The organism is Runella sp. SP2 (assembly GCF_003711225.1).
In the GTDB taxonomy this organism is placed as follows: Bacteria; Bacteroidota; Bacteroidia; order Cytophagales; family Spirosomataceae; genus Runella.
The window spans coordinates 3,354,198-3,372,954 of the sequence record NZ_CP031030.1; the positions used below are offsets into that span (position 1 = coordinate 3,354,198).

The 18,757-nt window shown below is 46.4% G+C and carries 3 protein-coding genes; all 3 read right to left on the reverse strand.

Annotated features, from left to right (window positions below):
- Positions 1 to 141 precede the first annotated feature (141 nt).
- A complete protein-coding gene (locus DTQ70_RS14045) occupies positions 142 to 1,941 on the reverse strand; it encodes a hypothetical protein (protein ID WP_164490027.1) in 1,800 nt (599 codons plus the stop codon).
- A gap of 174 nt (positions 1,942 to 2,115) precedes the next feature.
- Complete coding sequence (locus DTQ70_RS14050; protein ID WP_122931392.1) at positions 2,116 to 10,134, reverse strand: T9SS type A sorting domain-containing protein; 8,019 nt, start codon at positions 10,132 to 10,134, stop codon at positions 2,116 to 2,118.
- Positions 10,135 to 10,524: 390 nt separating this feature from the next.
- Positions 10,525 to 18,567, reverse strand: a complete 8,043-nt coding sequence (locus tag DTQ70_RS14055) for a BspA family leucine-rich repeat surface protein (RefSeq protein ID WP_122931393.1) — start codon at positions 18,565 to 18,567, stop codon at positions 10,525 to 10,527.
- Between the last annotated feature and the right edge of the window lie 190 nt (positions 18,568 to 18,757).

The window sequence follows — 18,757 nt, forward strand, 5'->3', positions numbered from 1 at the left end:
GGTTACAAAAAACAGTAGAGTTTTTTCGTGAGTGAGTGATTTTGTGGCACAAGGTTAGATTACTACCAATTTTTCCCCAAATTGGGAGCATCACAAAAACATCACAAAGCATAACCAACTGTATTTCAGCGAAATACAATTTCAAGAAATCATATCTACAATATCTCCCCAAGTAGCATCTTCGGGGAGGTCAATTTTTTTTCTAAGTCGATACCACACATTACGAACTGCATTTACTGAAATTCCGAGCGAAAAAGCCATTTCTTTATTATCCAGTCGCAACTTGGCCAACGCCATGCACCGAACTTCGGCGGGAGAGATTCCAGGAATTTTTTCTCGCAATTGATGTAAAAAGCCTACATGAACTTTATCAAAAAGATTTTTGAAATTTTCCCACTGCTCATCGGTGAGAAGCGTATTATTGCGCAATTGTTGAATACTGAACGAATCATCCGTCTTCGTATTTTCGGCCCGCAAAAGTTCAATCTGCCTGTTTTTGGCTATGATTATATTGGTAAACTCTTCTAGCTTCATTTGAGCTATGATCAAGTCTCGTTTGGCTTTTTCTTGCTCGATTAGGTTTTGCCTTTCCACCTCCTGTCGCTGAATTTCAAGCTCTTTTTCCTTGACTTTTATCAGTAGCTTTTGCCGCAATATGAGCACAAATACGACCAGGCTCAGTAAAAGTACAATGACGATGGCCACAATTCTACTGATTTGTTGCTGTCGAATATTTTCGACCAACCTCAATTCGGTATTTCTCCGACGTTCGGTTTCTAGCTGTAAATCAGCCTGAATTTGCACATTTTTTCCTCTTCTCTCTTCGAGTACATCATCCCAAAAACGCGTCGAGTCCTTGTGTTGAAGCGCCAAGGGGAAATTACCCACAGAGGTATAATACCTACTCAGTAGTTGATGGAGTTGGAATTTATCAAATTCATTCCCTTGTTTTCTAGTGGACTCTTGAGCCAACGTAACCAATGGCGCTAACTCCTTGATTTTTTTCTGTGTGAGGTAAATATCGGCCAGATTGATGGCAAAGCCGCACGTATTATCGAGCAATTGATGCTTACGTGTATCTTCTATCCCAATTTTATAGTAATATATTGCAGAATCCAATTGTCCAATGGCTTTATAAACATGGGCTTTTTTACCCACCAAAATACCTTTCCAGCCCAGCTTCGACGAGTCTTTGGCAAAAAACTTTTGGTACATTTTAAGCCCTTTATTAAAGTAAAGCAGCGCATTTTGATAGCTTTTGGTTTTAAGGTAAGACGTACCTATCACATCCAACGTCAGGAATTGATACGCAACCCCTAAATTGTATTTTTCTACTTCTTTTCCGTAATTGATGGCACTCGCAAAATCATCAAATTGGTAAAAAATCCTTGAAAGCCCCACGAAAAGCATCTCCCGACGGATAGGGCTAATGATGTGTTTTGTGGCCTCACTGTACTCTACTGATTTGTGCAAGTAATACAGCGCTAGCACATCTTTTTGGTAATTCAAGGTCAAGTTAGCAGCGTACAAAAAAGCAAAACTCGCTTTAATCTCTTCAAATCCGAGACGCTCTGCTTCGTTGATGCACATTTTGTACCAATTTTCAAATTCACTGAGTGGTACTTTAGAGGTTCGCTGTAGGTAATCCATTTTTGAAATTTGCGCAATCAACACCCCTTTTTCATCCTTATGATGACGCGCAGCGAGTTCTTCTATTTTGTTTCTAAATAGTAACCCCTCTTTCGTTCCAAGGTGTTTAAATAATACAGGATGGATTAGTTCTATCACATCCCACCGCTTCGGATAAGGATAACGGTACGCAGAATCATACGCCTGAATGTAAGCTTCGGGATGCCTCAAATCTTGTGCGTGACTTTCCAGCAAATGTATCCCACAAAGAACAATAAAATAACAATAACGTACGAATTTACACTTTATCATGCCTTGTCAACTTGTACAACTTCAAAAAAGTAACGCGATAGATACCTAGTTAAGAAAATTTTATTGGGTATTTACTTCCCCAAAAATAGTAACTGTACACGTACTCCAAAAACAAAAAAGCCCTGCTCATCAAAACGATAAGCAGGGCCTTATATCCTAACAACGAAGCAAATTCTAATTAAGCTTCACCACTTTCAAGTTAACTTGCTGGTTACCACTGTTTACTTTCAAGAAATACACTCCGTTAGGTAAGTCGGCTACGCCAAACTCCTCTTGGTGCGTATTGGTTTCGGGTACAAATTGACGGCGCAACACCTCCCGACCCGAAGCATCGGTTAATGCCGTTTGCACCACTTGCCCCTTGCTGTCTTGCACTTTTAAGCGCAGGATGTTGCTGACGGGGTTGGGCAGAACGGTGGCAAAAGACCCGTTATCGGTTATCGGTTGTCCGTTATCCGACCCTTTGCCCCTTGCCTCTTGCCCTTCGCCTCTTGCTCCTTGCCCACTTGCCATTTGCCCACTTGCCACTTGCTCCGCTGTCCTCGCTGCTCCTACGCCTACTCCATCTCTCGACTGGATTCTGAACCAATATTCTTGGTATGCCAACACGTTGCCTTGTGGCTTACGGGTCGAAGGATAGATACTGCCCCAGCCTTTTTGATCCCAATAACGAATGCCTAACTTGTACAAACCTTTAGGTAACCCTGCATCATATACGTTACCACCCACACCGTTGTCTTGATAAAAGCCGTAAGCAGGGTGGTTTTGTCCGTACAGCTCCGTCCAGCCTTCACGGTTGGCGTACATGAAATACGGCGCGTTGTTCTCGTGCGTGTTGAAAGAACGAATTACCCCCATTTCTGGTGTCGCTAACATATCGAAGGTAAGCGAGCCGTCGGTGCTTAATCCGCAAGCCTCTACGTTGATTGTCCAGTAACGAGGGGCCATTTTGTTCGCGTTTTCTACGTAAAACAAGGTCGGATTCACTTGCGTGCTTTGCTCCAATTCGGGGCCACCGTCGCGCGTAATGAATTGGCTACTCCACAACGACTTATCGTTGGCGGGTTTCACTGCCGATTTTGATTCGCCAATGTTAATCAACGTTACCACAAACGCATTCCAGTAAACATCCTTACGAACACTTTCCGTGCTCTGGCAACCACCTTCAAAAAGACACTTGGCCCAATAAGTCTGCTTGGTCACATTGTTGAACGCTACTTCAAAACTTGGCGCAGTGACCCCCGTGTTCCAAAACGTCTGACTTCCTGCGGGACAATTCGCCGAAATCGTGACCGTTGTGCCCGTACACACAATCTCTTGCGAAGCCGTGATTACAGGGGCTACTTGAGTTGGCGTTAGGGTAAACGTTACCACATTACTTTTTTCGCTCACACAACCGTTTTCCGTCTGACAACGAGCGTAGTACGACGTCGTTTCTGTAGGAACAGTGGCGGGTAAGCTTGGCAAAGCAATATTCGTGGTGGCGTTGTACCACACCGTGCGCAAGCTTCCGCAAGTTGACTGTCCACTGAAACTGGCCGATGGGTTACAACTGCTTGTCGATGACAACGAAACCATCGGCGCTGCTGGAATTACCACCAATTTTAACCGCATTACCCCCGACTCTGACTCCACACACGATGGCGTTCCGTCTGATTTGCGGCAACGTACGCGGTAATTGTGGAACTGATTGTCCACCAAGCCAACGGGCACACCTGTACTATATTCACCGCCATCAACTGAGTAAAGAATGATTTCACCAGCAGCACAATTCGCAGTGAAAGTTAGGTTAGTATTGACCAAACTACACACTTCCTTCGTCTCGCCTACGGCTACCGTCACCCCGTCCACCAACAGTGACACATTCTGAGGAACAGAAGCGCGGTAATTTATCGTCAACTCAATCGGCGAAGTGTAGGTACTTGGGCAACTCGCATCACAGGCCGCTTGGTAGCGGTGGGGTTGGTTATTGGAGGGTTGGGAAACTGGTGCTGTCGCCGACCAGTTACTCCATGCCCCACTGCCTACTTGTACGCGCCAAACAGGTGAACCTGTAACACACGAACCCGAAACCGTAAACTGTAAACCATTAACTGGATTCGCATCCGTGTCACAGAAGGTTTGGGAGTTACCTTCGTTTAGCGTTTGTTGGAGGGTCGTTAAAGTGATGGTTGGTTTGCTTATTACCGTCAGGGTCGCAGGGTCGGAGTTGGTATTGACAGTTGCTCCGATGGCGACGCAGCGGAATTGGTAGCCATTTAAACCCGCTACGTTGCTGATTGTGAGGGTAGCGGTTGTGCCGTTGGCATACGGTGCTGAGGCGGGAACATTGTTCCAGCCACCGCCCGAATTGAACTGCCATTGATAAGCTGTTGCATTGGTAGCGGCAGCCGTAAAGCTCGCCGAACTGCCCGAACAACGGGTGATTGCCGTGGGTTGGGTCGTAAATACGGGCGCAAGGGCCGTGTTATTGAACGTAAACGACACCACATAACTGCACGCGCCACCTTGGGGCGTAATTTTAGCGTACAACGTTTGCGAACCTGCTGGCAAACCCGAAGGCTCAAAGGCATTGGGCGCAGTAAATGTCCCCGCTGGAAGCGTCGCTGCTTCATCGGTATAAATGCCATTGACAACACCGTTGTACGTACCGCCGTAGGTAAAAATTGGCGTAGGCGTGTTGTTAACGATGAGCGACGAGTTAGTAGTATTAGACACAGTGCCCATCAGCGAACCGTATTTTAATACGCCGTTGTTGGTGAAAGTGCCGTTATTTTCAAGATTATCAACGACTTGTACGAGGCCCAAATTGGTAAAGGTATATCCAGGACGGTTTACTAACATACCTTTTAATACGATGATTTTACCACAGGCATTGTTTGTCACTAAGTCTCTGTTTATCAAGCCATGTGTATCTACCTCCCCTGAGCTTGTGATGGTGATGAGGGCGTTATTGGTAAATGTTCCCTCGGCATTTACAAAACCACTTTTGGCGTTATTAATGGTTATTTCCCCGCCCAAATTATTGTTAAACAAGGCATTATTCTCAATTCCCTTTCTTGCTTCTGTAGCAGCTAAACTTCCTAGCTTAATTTTGGCAGCGTTGGTAAAAGTCCCCTGCTGATTACGCAGGTAATTACCGCCTGCGCCATCTATCTCAATGACCCCATCGGCATTGTTGTTAAAGATACTATTGTTGAGGAGCCCGTCGGTAGTTCCACCATTATTCAGAACTTTGATATTGAGTTTGGCAAGGTTCGTAATAGAGCCTGATTCATTGAATACCCCACGCGATGCGTTATCAACTTTAATTTCTCCGTTGGCATTATTTTGGAAAGAACTGTTGAAATTATGGATGCCATTGGTTGCACCATCTACCTTGATTTTAGCCACGTTGGTCAACGTACCACCATTTGTGTTAAATAATCCTATTTCAATTGGCGACGTCACTCTACTTATGGATACATCACCGCCCGCAGTATTGGCAAAAGTCCCTCCGTCGTTTACAAGTCCCCGATCTCCCACACTTGCCGTGGCTCCGATGGTGATTTTGGCGGCGTTGTTGAAATTATTATTGTTTAATACTCCGACTTGTGTTGACCTGTCAATCTTTATTTCTCCTCCAGTGTTGTTGTTGAAAGTAGCTTGGTTTAACAGTCCACTGCCCCCCACACTTGCCACAGCGCCAATGGTGATTTTAGCCGCATTTGTAAATGTACCACCAATATCATTCAACAAACCCGTATCGGTTGATCGATCAATCTTGATTTCCCCATCCGTATTATTGTTAAAAATAGCGCGGTTGAAGAGTCCGTATGCCCCTACACTGCCTGTGCTTCCCAATACGAGCTGTCCGTTGTTCTGCACCGTCCCTGCATTGTGAAATCCAGCATCAAACGTCGCTACTGTTCTTGACCCATTGATAGTCAGACTCTTGGTTGCAGCAATGGTTAACATTGCCCCCGTCTGTACCTCCACCGATTGGGCCACGGCGGCGGTGTTGATGATGGGTTTGTTGGTTGTGTTTGGAATAATAACGTCGTTGGTAGCGGTAGGCACACTTACTGGCGACCAGTTGCAGGCTGTGTTCCAGTCGGTATCTACCAAGCCCGTCCACGTGAGAAGCCCCGTGGGGGTTTCCGTCGAAATTACTTCGATGGTTTGATTGGCGAAGTAGGGACAACTTGGGTCGTTGTTGTACGCATAACTAACGACAATCGTACCAACACCCGTAGCCGTCAAGACATTACCAACGACTGAGCCAGGCCCCGTAACGCTAAACGTACCGCCCGAAGGAGTCGCAGTGAGGGTACGCGTATTGGCGCACAGCGACATAGACGCGCTGCTGCTAGTAATGCTGATGGTAGCGCCGCTGTTGCTTCCCGTCACATTGAAGGCGTCGGTGTCTTCGTTGATAATTTTGCCCGAATTATCACTTATCGTACTGACAGCGGCGATGTTATCGTTTCTTTTTTTGATGATTCCTGCGTTGCTAAAACTTCCCGCTGCATTGAGAATGGCAGAAGTTGATTCGATGTAAGCGCAGCTTTGGTTGGTGATTGTTCCTCCTTGGTTGGTAATACCCGAGCCTTCGGCACTTTGCAAGAACACTTGGCTGTTGGACGAATTGCTAAAAATACCTGTATTGTACACCCCATGCTGTTTGATTTTACCTACACCGCCAATGCGCATAAGTTTGGTGTTTTGGAACATGCCTGCATTGTTGATACCTGAAAGGGCAACGGTATCCGTTTGGGCGATTAAAATTTGGCCACGGTTGATAAAATTACCAGCTGTATTTTTGATACCGTTACCAAACACAAAATCCACGTTGATTTGTCCCGTAGCGGTGTTGATAAAAACACTACTGTTGCCTTCCTGCAAAACCGCATCCCGAAACACAGAATCTATTTCGATAACACCCGAGTTTTCGATGATACCTCCGTTATTATAAAGGCTTTTGTCGCTGTTGCCCGTTTCAAAACGCCCTTTGTTGGTAAACGTTCCTGAGTTATTGATACCATATCCTCCAAAGCGGTTAAAATTAGCCGTGCCTTCATTGGTAAGATCACCTGTATTAATGATGGGCGTACCCATGTCTGTCCCAATAAGCGTTGACTGACTGCCCAACACCATTTTACCTGCATTATCGATGAGGGTAGTAGCAGACCTAATCGTAAAATCAGCCTGCGAATGTACATAACCCGTGCTGGTATTGGTGAGTGGTGTGCCGTGTGTTGAATAGGTGTCTGGGCTTGTAGTGACGGTTGTTTGAGGCCCTAAAATCAACGTATCACTATTGACAAAAAACTTTCCCATACTTCCTGTTGAAGTAAAAGGCACATTGATTTCTGCGTAATCTGAATTTTGCAGAACATCCCCCATTTGTCCCACCGTAAAGCTCCCCGCCGTATGCGTATATCGCCCTTGGTTGACGATGGGGTTACGAGAACTTCCGAAAGTAGTAGCGCACTTATTTTCAAATACGGCATTGGGTAGGTTTATAAGTAGGTCATTCATTGACACTGAATTGATTACACAACCTGCAGCACTCAAAAATGTACCGCCGTTTTTAAATGCTATATTACCTATACCTCTCAAAGCTAAAATTCCAGCTGAGCCGTGGGTAAATTTACCCAAGTTGATAATCGCCCCATTTACCCCACCATTACTACCAACTCCGAAAGTAGCCTCATTTTTAACCTCCCCCGTTGGTAAGTTATAGAAACAAGTATCAGGACTACCAGAAAAGGTGACTATATGGTAGTTTTCAAGGAGGCCGCCGTTTCTAAACATTGTCTTGCCAGTCGCATTCACATCCAATGTTCCCCCTGCCTTGTTCCGAATCGTAGCTCCCTCTCGGTTAATAGCAGCTCTGTCTTTTCCATTGCCTAAATTCAAATTTCCCTCATTTTCTACCAATTTTTGGTTATCAAAAGCCAATGAATCGTGGTTCCCTATCCTCAAGGTTGCGCCCGAGCGGTTGGTAACGGTCTCTTGATTGATAAACAACGTCCCCGAAACACCCCCGCTTACCGTAAACTGCCCTGAGTTATCAATGGTACCTTGGTTGAGCATCCCTCCCGTTAACCCACCACTTACGGCAAAAGTGGACGTATTGGTCAGGGTAGCGGCGGGGTGATTGAGAATGGCCGTGGCTATTCCTCCGCCCACGGTAAACGTCCCGCTGTTGTTGATACTGCCGTAGTTTTCGAGGCGGTTGCCCGTTCCCATCCGCACTGTCAAGGAATTCGTATTAATGAGGGACGCGCCCGTTTGGTTCACAAAACCGTCGTTGTACGAAGAGTCAATCAGTACCGTTCCGTTGTTGGTAAATGTCCCTGCGCTGGTTACGCCGTCGGTATCACTGCCCACAATTTGCAAGTTGCCTGTGTTCTTTATGGTCAAACTGGCATTGGCCGCAATGGTTATCTTGCGAGCTCCCTCTGCGGTTGTGACCTCGGGATAACGCCCCGAACCCACGACTGGAATTTGAACGGGGTTACCCTGAGACGACCCAAACTTGGGCAATACCGATGGGATATTTCCATCGACTAGCCAGTTGTTTACGTTATTCCATTGGTTATCAGTTGCCCCCGTCCATACGTAGGTTCTACCTGTGGTTCTAATCGCCACGGTCGTGGTCGTTACAAAATCAGGGCATCCGCCCGAAGAGGCTACTCTGTAAGTGACGGTGTACGAACCAAGAGTGGAAGTCGCTAAATTAATTTCTCCCGATGTTGGGTTGAGTGACAACCCCGATGGCGCTGCACTAAACATACCACCCGTTGTACCCGTAAAAGTAACCGAGGCTGTTCCTACATTCAGATAGGGCGAACCTGTATAGGCGATGGTAGCACTTGAGCCCGCTATTACGGTCAATTGAGCACCGTTGGACGCAATAGCACCTGGGCTGCCCACACATCGGTAATACTTTCCGTTAGCGCTGACATTATGTGCAACGGTCAGGCTGCTTGCATCGGTCGTGGAGCTGACGGTATAAATGCCTCCCGTAGAGATATTGGTGGGTGAAGTAAAAGCCGCATCCGCCGATTCTTGCCATTGATAACTGGTGATTCCCGTACTCGTTACTGAAAAAACGGCATTTTCACCTGGGCAAATTGACTGAACCGAAGGCTGAGTAAGAAACCCAGGCAAATCTATAATAAAGGGAACCACTTGGGGACAAGTACCACTCGGACGTGTGATTTTGGCATAGAGCGTTTGTACCCCTCCTGGCACGCCTACGGGCGTAAAAGTATTCGTTCCTTGGTTGAAACCACCCGCCGAGGCCGAAGCTGCATCATTCTTATATATCCCCTCTACTGTCAAATTATTTCCTGCCGCAAACTCAAAAATACTGGTCGTGGTAGCGTTATTGAAGATTCGGATGGCATTATTGGTGTAGGAAGGGTTAGGATTCACAACATAAATAATCCCATTATTGATAAAATCCGCCGCGGGGCCATTCAAATTGGCGAGCAAATCGGGGGCACCGAGCACACTAAAAAAGCCTTCGTTGAGGATTTGTCCTCCACTGTTAAACACGTCTCCAGAGGTAAGGATTACTACGCCGCACGGGTAGTTGTGGAACGTATCGGAATATTTCTCAATCTGTTTCGTCAAATTCATTCTTCCGTAATTTTTGACCATTTCTACGGGCGTATTGGCACCATAAAGAAACAAGGATCCTGAATTTCCAGTGATAGTAGCCGTAGCTCCCGTTTGGTTGGTAAATACCCCTGAATTGTTGATTTTAACGCCATAGTTACCCGTGGTTGTAACGGAGAGAGTGGCGCCCGTGTTATTGTTAAGCTTTGCATTTCCATTCAAATAAACTGCATCAGAAGTAGCAGTGACAGCAATCGTGCCGTTGTTTTCGATAGTGCCGTATAGATCAATACTATAACCAACACCAGCCCCCGAAATCGTAAGTGTATGGCTGGCATTAATGGTTAACAAAGAACCGCTCTGTACAGCGAGTGACTTGATGGACGTACTACTATTCAACACGGGATAACGTGCTAAACTGCCAGGGACAAAGACATTGTCAGCAGCCGTAGGTGCTACATTCGTGGACCAGTTGGTGCCCGTTGCCCAATCGGTATCGGTAGCACCTGTCCAAGTAATGGTTTGGGAAAACGCTTGCTGACTGAGCAAGATTAACCAAATGAAGTGTACTAGTTGTTTCATGAAAAATTAGAGTTTTTGATAAAAAATGAATTTGGGTGTCTGTTTTTTTAGATGCAGCAAAGCAGTAATAAGACACCTAAAATGACGATGATGGAGAGTTTTGTCATAGTTGAGAAAAGGGTAAAAGTGTGTTGTTTTAAACCGCGTTTGTACGCTCACAAACATACACTCCGCCCCCCGAATGGTATTAACTCTAATGTTCCATCTTTTGCTCTAATGTTCCATTTACCAAATTTTCTTTTGCTCTAATGTTCCATTTCTTTTGCTCTAATGTTCCACTCGCTGATTATCAGATAGTTACAAAAAACCCTTTTTCGACCATTTTTACAAAAAAGAGAGCCCCCAAAATTGGAGACTCTCTAAGCACTACGATATTAAAGCTACTACATTTTAATTCATTTTTAGCACTTTCAAAGTCGCTTGTTGGTCGGTAGTTGTCACCTGCAAAAAGTACATTCCTGCTGGCAACTCACTCACCCCAAACTCTTCTTGATGCGTGTTGGTTTCGGGTACAAATTGACGACGCAACACCTCCCGACCCGAAGCATCCGTCAACGTAGTCTGTACCAATTGCCCCTTGCTCTCTTGCACTTTCAAGCGAAGGATGTTGGTGACAGGGTTGGGCAGAACAGCCAGCCCCCTGCCCCCCAATGGGGGAATAATTGCCGTGCGACGGTCCGACCCTTGCCCTTTGCCATTTGCATCTTGCCCTTCGCCCCTTGCCCCTTGCCCATTTGCCTCTTCGCTCTCCGCTGTCCTTGCCGCTCCCACACCTATTCCATCTTTTGACTGGATGCGGAACCAGTATTCTTGGTAAGCCAACACGTTGCCTTGCGGCTTGCGGGTGGACGGGAAGATACTGCCCCAACCTTTCATGTCCCAATAACGAATACTCAATTTGTATAAACCTTTGGGTAAACCCGCATCGTACGAGTTGCCACCCGCGCCGTTGTCTTGATAAAATCCGTAGGCAGGGTGATTTTGGGCATACAATTCCGTCCAGCCTTCGCGGTTGGCATACATGAAATACGGTGCGTTGTTTTCGTGCGTGTTAAACGAACGAATCACCCCCATTTCGGGTACGGCCTGCATGTCAAAGGTCAATGAACCGTTTGTGCCCAAGCCGCACGCATCTGCGTGAATCGTCCAATAGCGAGGTGCCATTTTGTTGGCGTTTTCTACGTAAAACAACGTCGGATTTACTTGCGTACTTTGATCTAACTCTGGGCCACCGTCGCGCGTGATAAACTGACTCGTCCAAGCCGAACGGTCGTTGGTTTTGATGGCGGATTTGCTTTCGCCAATGTTGATCAACGTCACCACAAACGCATTCCAATAAATATCCTTGCGAACACTTTCGGCACTTTGGCAACCACCTGCAAAAAGACATTTTGCCCAGTACGTTTGCTTCGTCACGTTGCTGAAGGCCACCTCAAAACTTGGCGTGGTCACGCCTGTATTCCAACTCGTAGTGCTACCTGCGGGACAATTAGCCGTAATCGTCACCGTTGTGCCCGTGCAAACAATCTCTTGCGAGGCCGTAATCACGGGAGCTACACTCACAGGTATCACCGTATAGGTAACCACATTGCTCTTTTCACTCACACAGCCTCCTGATGCCTGACAACGAGCGTAATAAGATGTTGTTTCCGTTGGTGTTTGATTTGGCAACGTTGGTAAAGCCGTGTTGGTTAAAGCGTTGTACCATATCGTCGTCATCGTTCCACAATTGGTTGTGCCACTAAACGCCACGGGGCTACCACAACCATTCGTTACGTTCAAGCTCGCCACAGGAGCTGCCAACGAACTCGTAATTCGCAAGCGCATCACGCCCGACTCTGTCTCCACGCATGAAAGCGTTCCGTCTGACTTGCGGCAGCGTACGCGATAGTTATGGTATTGGTTGTCCACCAATTGCGTTGGTACAACACTGCTGTACTCGCCGCCGTCCACCGAATAGAGTAGCATTTCTCCAGCACCACAAGTCGCGTTAAACGTAATGGAATTGCCTTCGATATTACACGCTTCTTTGGCTTCCCCTGCATTTACCGAAACGCCATCGGCCAACAACGACACGTTCTGCGGCATTGAAGCGCGGTAATTAATCGTCAATTCAATCGGTGACGTGTATGTCACGGGGCAAGTCGCATCACAAGCCGCTTGGTAGCGGTGAGGTTGGTTATTGGAAAGTTGCGATACTGGGGCATTGGGTGACCATGCGCTCCATCCTCCATTCCCTATTTGTACTCGCCAAACGGGATTCCCCACCACACATAAACCTGTAACATTAAACTGTAAACCATTCACAGAATTGGCATCCGTATCGCAGAAGGTTTGAGAATTACCTTCGTTTAAGGTTTGTTGTAAAGTACTGAGGGTAATGGTAGGTTTACTTTGAACCGTCACCGTAAACGAACAGGTCGTTGTTTGGCCATTGGCTGCCGTTACTTTGAACGTATTCGTTGTAATACCTACTGGAAACACCGTCCCCGAAGGAAAGCCTGCCGTCTGTGTCGTTACAGCACCAGAACAATTATCCGTGCCGACAGGTGGTACAAACGTCACCGTTGCCCCTTCACAAACTACTATATTCGCAGGGCACGTAATTGTAGGTGGTTCAGCATCTACTACCGTCACCGTAAACGAACAAGTGGCTGTTTGACCATTAGCTGCTGTGACTTGGAACGTATTGGTGGTAACACCTACTGGAAAAGTTGCGCCCGAGGCCAAGCCCGCTGTTTGCGTCGTTACCGCTCCCGAACAATTGTCCAATCCAATAGGTGCCGTATAGGTTACTGCCGCTCCGCAAAGCCCCGAAGTGCTATTCACCGAAATATTCGCAGGGCACGTAATGGTAGGCGGTTCGGCATCTACTACCGTCACCGTAAACGAACAAGTCGCCGTTTGACCGTTGGCAGCTGTTACTTGATATGTATTGGTCGTTGTTCCCACTGGGAAAGTTGCACCCGAGGCCAAGCCCGCTGTTTGCGTCGTTGTAGCTCCTGAGCAATTATCCGTTCCTACTGGGGCTGTGTAAGTTACTGCCGCTCCGCAAAGCCCCGAAGTGCTATTGACTGAAATATTCGCAGGGCACGTAATCGTCGGTGGTTCTACATCCACCACTGTCACCGTAAACGAGCAAGTCGCCGTTTGTCCGTTAGCCGCCGTTACTTGAAACGTATTGGTGGTAACACCTACGGGAAAAGTTGCACCCGAGGCCAAGCCCGCTGTTTGCGTCGTTACCGCTCCTGAACAATTGTCCAATCCAACAGGTGCCGTATAGGTTACTACCGCTCCACAAAGCCCCGAAGTGCTATTGACTGAAATATTCGCAGGGCACGTAATGGTAGGTGGTTCGGCATCTACTACCGTCACCGTAAACGAACAAGTCGCTGTTTGACCATTAGCTGCTGTGACTTGGAACGTATTGGTGGTAACACCCACGGGGAAAGTAGCACCCGAGGCCAAGCCCGCTGTTTGCGTCGTTACCGCTCCTGAACAATTGTCCAATCCAACAGGTGCTGTGTAAGTTACTACCGCTCCGCAAAGCCCCGAAGTGCTATTGACTGAAATATTCGCAGGGCACGTAATCGTCGGCGGTTCTACATCGCCGATCGTCACGGTTGCCGTGGTAGGTGTCCCTGGGCAATTGTTGGCCGTGGGGGTAATCGTAAACGTCACCGTCAGGGGTGCATTGGTCGTATTGGTCAGCGAACCGCTAATAGTGCCCGTTCCACTGGCTGCGATGCCCGTGGCATTTGTGGTGTTGTCGCGGGTCCAGCTATAAGTGGTTCCCGATACGTTGCTAGAGAAATTAATGGCCGTAATGGCGGCGCCCTGACAACTTGTTTGGCTCGAAGGAGTTGCTACGACGTTGGGAATGGGGTTGACAACCACTGTGGCCGTCTTAGGTGCCCCTTGGCAACCGTCGGCTGTGGGGGTAATTGTAAACGTTACCGTAACAGGGGCGGTGGTCGTGTTAGTGAGTGAACCGCTAATGTTACCGCTGCCACTGGCTGCAATACCAGTAGTAGTCGTGGTGTTGTCGCGGGTCCAGCTGTACGAAGTCCCCGTTAATGAGCTCGTTAAATTAATCGCCGTGATGGCTCCCCCCGAGCAAACGTTTTGCGTAGAAGGCGTCGCCGTAGCTACGGGATTAGGTTTAATCGTCACGGTAAAGCTAAGGGACGATTTTCCGTTTTTATCGTCCGTACTTTCAACGGTAATGGTTGCAGAGCCACTCTGATTGGCTTTTTGGGTGAGGGCTATTTGTACGGCAGTAGCACTGCCTGTATTAGTGGCAGCCACTAAATTAGGATTACTACTGGTGACAGTGGTCGTTTGAATCGTACCGTCGGAATCACTTACGCTGAGGCTAATCGGCGTCAAGCTGCCATCTGTACTGCGCTCACAAATCGTGACCGTTCCCAGCGTAGTTGGGTTAAACACAGGCTTGGCGTTGCAGGAAGTGTAGGTGGCTTGCCCTTGAACGATTTTGCAAACAGTAGAATCGCGCACATTGAAATAATACATTTCACCTAAACTATTCTTAGTAAAACCTTGCTTTTGTCCAGTAGTAGTAAATAAGACTGTGGCAGCGCCTCCTCCTGGCGGAATAGAATACAAATCGCCAGTGCCTGAACCCACTAGCAAATTACCTGCATTATCAAACTCAATACCGCGAGAATTCGCCATGGAGGTAGAGGTATAGGCTACAGGCGGTGTTTGTCCATTAGGGTATCGAAACACCGAATTATTGTGGGTTACATAAATATCGTTGTCTTTACGCCTTATGCCAAACACGTTGCCAATACCCGTTCTTACGGTGGTAAAATCTGCACCGTTTGTTCTGAGTTTATAAATCCCACCAGTTCCTCCTATATAAAGGGTATCAGGGGCTTTAAAGGTCATGGTAAAGAATGAGTTGGTAAATGCAGGGGTAAAAGCGTATATTTCTGTAGCGGTAGTGGTACCTGCATTTATCTTGAAAACTTTACCAAATTGCGTACTGACATATAAGTTTTGGTTATTATCAAAAGCCAAACCAGAAGCTGATTGCACATTCACAAAATCAACGGGTGTGGTGGTGCCTGCTGGAATTTTAACCACTTTGCCTGGACCAGTTTGGCCAATGTACAGGTTGTCTTGGTTGTCAAATACCATATCAACTCCGTCTGCTGCTAATTTCCTGAGTTTTAATTCGCTTGAGGTGCCTGGGGTTTTATTCCCCAACTCCAGCAAAAACGTTTTTTCTGAACTACCGCCCGAACCATTGGTGGCTTTAACAGTAATGGTGCTAGCGCCTGCTTGGCCTACGGTGGTGGTGATAGTTAATGTTCTGTTGACTCCGCTGCCACCAAAGGTAAAGGTAGGTGTAATGGCCGTATTGCTACTGGTGGCGCTAAGGGTAAGGCCATCCACATCGCCACTGAGGGTAATGGCAATGTTGCTGATGGTTTGCCCGTCGCAAGTGGCCTGGTTGGGGATGGTGGCAATTACGGGGGCAGGAATTAAACAGGCTGCGCCACTTGGGCTATCGCCATCAATATACCAGTTTTTACCACCACTGGCTACTGCTGTGAAAAGTAAAGTACGGGCTGCCACGGCATTGGTACCGTATGTGCGACCAATGTTATCGCTCAAAAATCTATTGTTTGGTGTATTGGGATTATTAGCCCAGCCTATTAAGGTAGCGCTGTAATTGGCACAGTTTAAACCACTATTTCTAAAAAACCGTGCATTGTTACCGCCTATTTGATTAAAAGTTACGTTGGCATTGAGGTTCCAAGCGCCTAGGTTTTGGTTAAAGGCGGCAGCCCCCTCGAACATGCCTCCCATGGTAGTTACATTGCTCACATTCCACTTGCCAATGGGCTGATTAAAGGCCAAGGCGTTACGAAACATTACGGCCATAGTAGTAGCACTTATGGTGTTCCAGTTGCTAATATCCCCGTTAAAGCTACTTGCACCTTCAAACATACTTTCAAAGTTGGTTACTTTGCTTACATCCCAGCTGCCAATGTTTTGGTTAAATTTGGTAGCGCGAGAAAACATAGTTAACATATTGGTAACATTGCCCACATTCCAGTTGCCAATGGGTTGGTCAAAGTCGTTGGCCGCGCTAAACATGCTGTTCATGTTGGTTACCTTGCTTACATCCCAATTGTTAAGGGGCTGGTTAAAGGTTCGGGCATTGGTAAACATGGCCGCCATGTTGGTAACATTGCCCACATTCCAATTGCTTATGTCTTGGTTAAAAGCGGTGCTTCCCGAAAACATGCCATTCATGTTGGTTACCTTGCTTACATCCCAATTGTTAAGGGGCTGGTTAAAGACAAAGGCGTTTTGAAACAGGGCATTCATGTTGGTAACATTGCTCACATTCCAGCTATTAAGTGGCTGGTTAAATAGTTGCGCTTGAAAAAATAAGCGGCTCATATCGGTTACATTACTTACATTCCAGCTATTAATATTGGCAGGGCCAGTTAGCTTTTGGCAATTGGCAAACATGCCGCTCATATTGGTTACCTGGCTTAGGTTGGGCACATCGGTAGCGTTACAATTTAGGTTCAAGCAAGAGATAAACGCATCGTTCATGCTGCTCCACACCACACTGCCCCACTGGCTAATGTTAATGATCTCGTTACGGGTTATAGGACCCGATATTTGAATGCGTTTGAAGTTTGAAGGTTCTATAATTAAGGTAAGGGTATCGCCCAAAACTACACCGGGTGTGCTTATAATAACATTATCACTGGCAAAAGTGGGCTGGTTAAAGCTGCCACTGCCGCTGAGTCCATTTTTGGTGGTGTAGGTGTAGTTTACATCGCCCACGGTAAGGGCAGCAAAAGTGTAAGAGGTGTTTCCTCTAAATTGGAGTATAAAATAGCCAGGGCTGCTCAGTGTGGCAGCATTGCTCAATACTTCACATCCACCATCACTGAATACCTTGGCGCGGTAGCGGCCAGGCTTTGTTGCACTTGCCGTATAAGCTGCTGAAGTAGCCGATGCAATATCGGTAAAAGTGCTGCTGCCAATTGGTGCATATTGCCATTGGTAAGTAAGATTATCGCCAGTGGCGGCTACGGAAAAGTTGGCCGTGCCGCCTACTGTAGCGGTGGCATTGGCTGGGTGAGTGGTGATGGTGGGTGGAATACAACATGCAGCTAGCTGAGTGTTCGTGTTATCATAGTTTGATGCCTGCAATTTAACGACAGCAAATCCCAGAAGCGGTGATCCTGATGTTGTAGTTGTATTAAATACTACAGCAGATTCATTAGTATTAATATATGTTGATATATCTAATTCATCAATATCCATTTGTGACATGCTTCCTGCCGTACCCGTTAATTGGGGCAAATCGCCTGTTACTGAAACAGCGACACCGTTTTTGCTGTAGGTTTCGTTAAAAAAGTTATCTACTGGATTTAAGTTATCGCTGTAGTTTACACCATTGATACTCAACGATTCTCCTGTTAATGCATTACTACCGATATAGCTACCAATGATAGCTGAAGCTTTACTGCCAGCAGAATACGTGAATCCATCTGTTGTGAAACTAAAAACACTAGAATTTACTACTTCCAATCCATCATAAAACTTAAATAGTTTTTCAGGTTGTGTGCAGTCTTTATATACCACAATAAGGCTCCAACCTGCAAAGAGATTTCCATTATTGAAATTAGTAATAGCTGGCAATGTTGCCCCGCTAAGCGTAAAAAGGGCATTCGGATTGGCGGCTACAATTGAAGTTATATCAGCAACAGCTTGGTACGAGTTTATGGGGGTTGTTTGATTTCTATATCTATTCGCAGTAATTAAAGTTGCAGCTTCAGTGTTTACCGCTAAAGAGCAAGTAGGAGTGGTAGAAGCAGTTGTAGATGCCGCCCATTGTAATTGAGCATAAACCACAGTTGCGCCCGATGGAATGCTTAACACAGCACTCGATCTAGTATTTGCTGCAGTGATGGAGCTATTTGCCTCAGCTTGGCCAGCACTTGGGCTATTAGACCGCCAAAAAACATCAATGCCGCGATCTGATGAATTTGTGCCCAATGGGCCTACTGTACCTACAACAGGCGCAGGTACGCCAGCAGCTCCATTTTGGCCTAAAGTGTTGCCTATTACTAACACATCGCCTTTTGTTATGATGGTTTTGCGCAGCGCAAAATCGGTATTTAGCGTTGCTTGTGCACTTACCGCATTGGGCAAGTGCCATAAGGCTATGAGAAAGGCGAGTAGCCGTAGCCAGTTAGTTGCAGGTATTTGTTTTGTAATTTTTAGCCTATTTGTTTTTGAATTTCTAATTAGTTGTTGGAGTTCAAGAGCTAGATTACTCCCAAAGTAGTTAACCCAGTCCCAGCAACGACAAAAGGCCGAAAAGAAGGAGATTTTAAAATCTTTTAAGAGTGAAATAAGGTAATGTAGCTTCATACACGTAGCACGTTAAAGTTGAAGCCACAAATAAATAGCAAAAAAAATCGAGAAAAAATAAGGGTTAACCCTTATTTTTTGGACACTTTTATTACTTTTTGTAGTATATAATTAAACGTAAATTTTGCTCATAACCCCCTTTATTTTCTATAAAAATTTCGTAAAATATCACACAATCCATTGAATATCA

What these genes read in the sequence shown, in the direction of transcription:
- DTQ70_RS14045 (WP_164490027.1), bottom strand. Translation starts at nt 1,941, where the DNA reads ATGATAAAGTGTAAATTCGTACGTTATTGTTATTTTATTGTTCTTTGT.
- DTQ70_RS14050 (WP_122931392.1), bottom strand. Translation starts at nt 10,134, where the DNA reads ATGAAACAACTAGTACACTTCATTTGGTTAATCTTGCTCAGTCAGCAA.
- DTQ70_RS14055 (WP_122931393.1), bottom strand. Translation starts at nt 18,567, where the DNA reads ATGAAGCTACATTACCTTATTTCACTCTTAAAAGATTTTAAAATCTCC.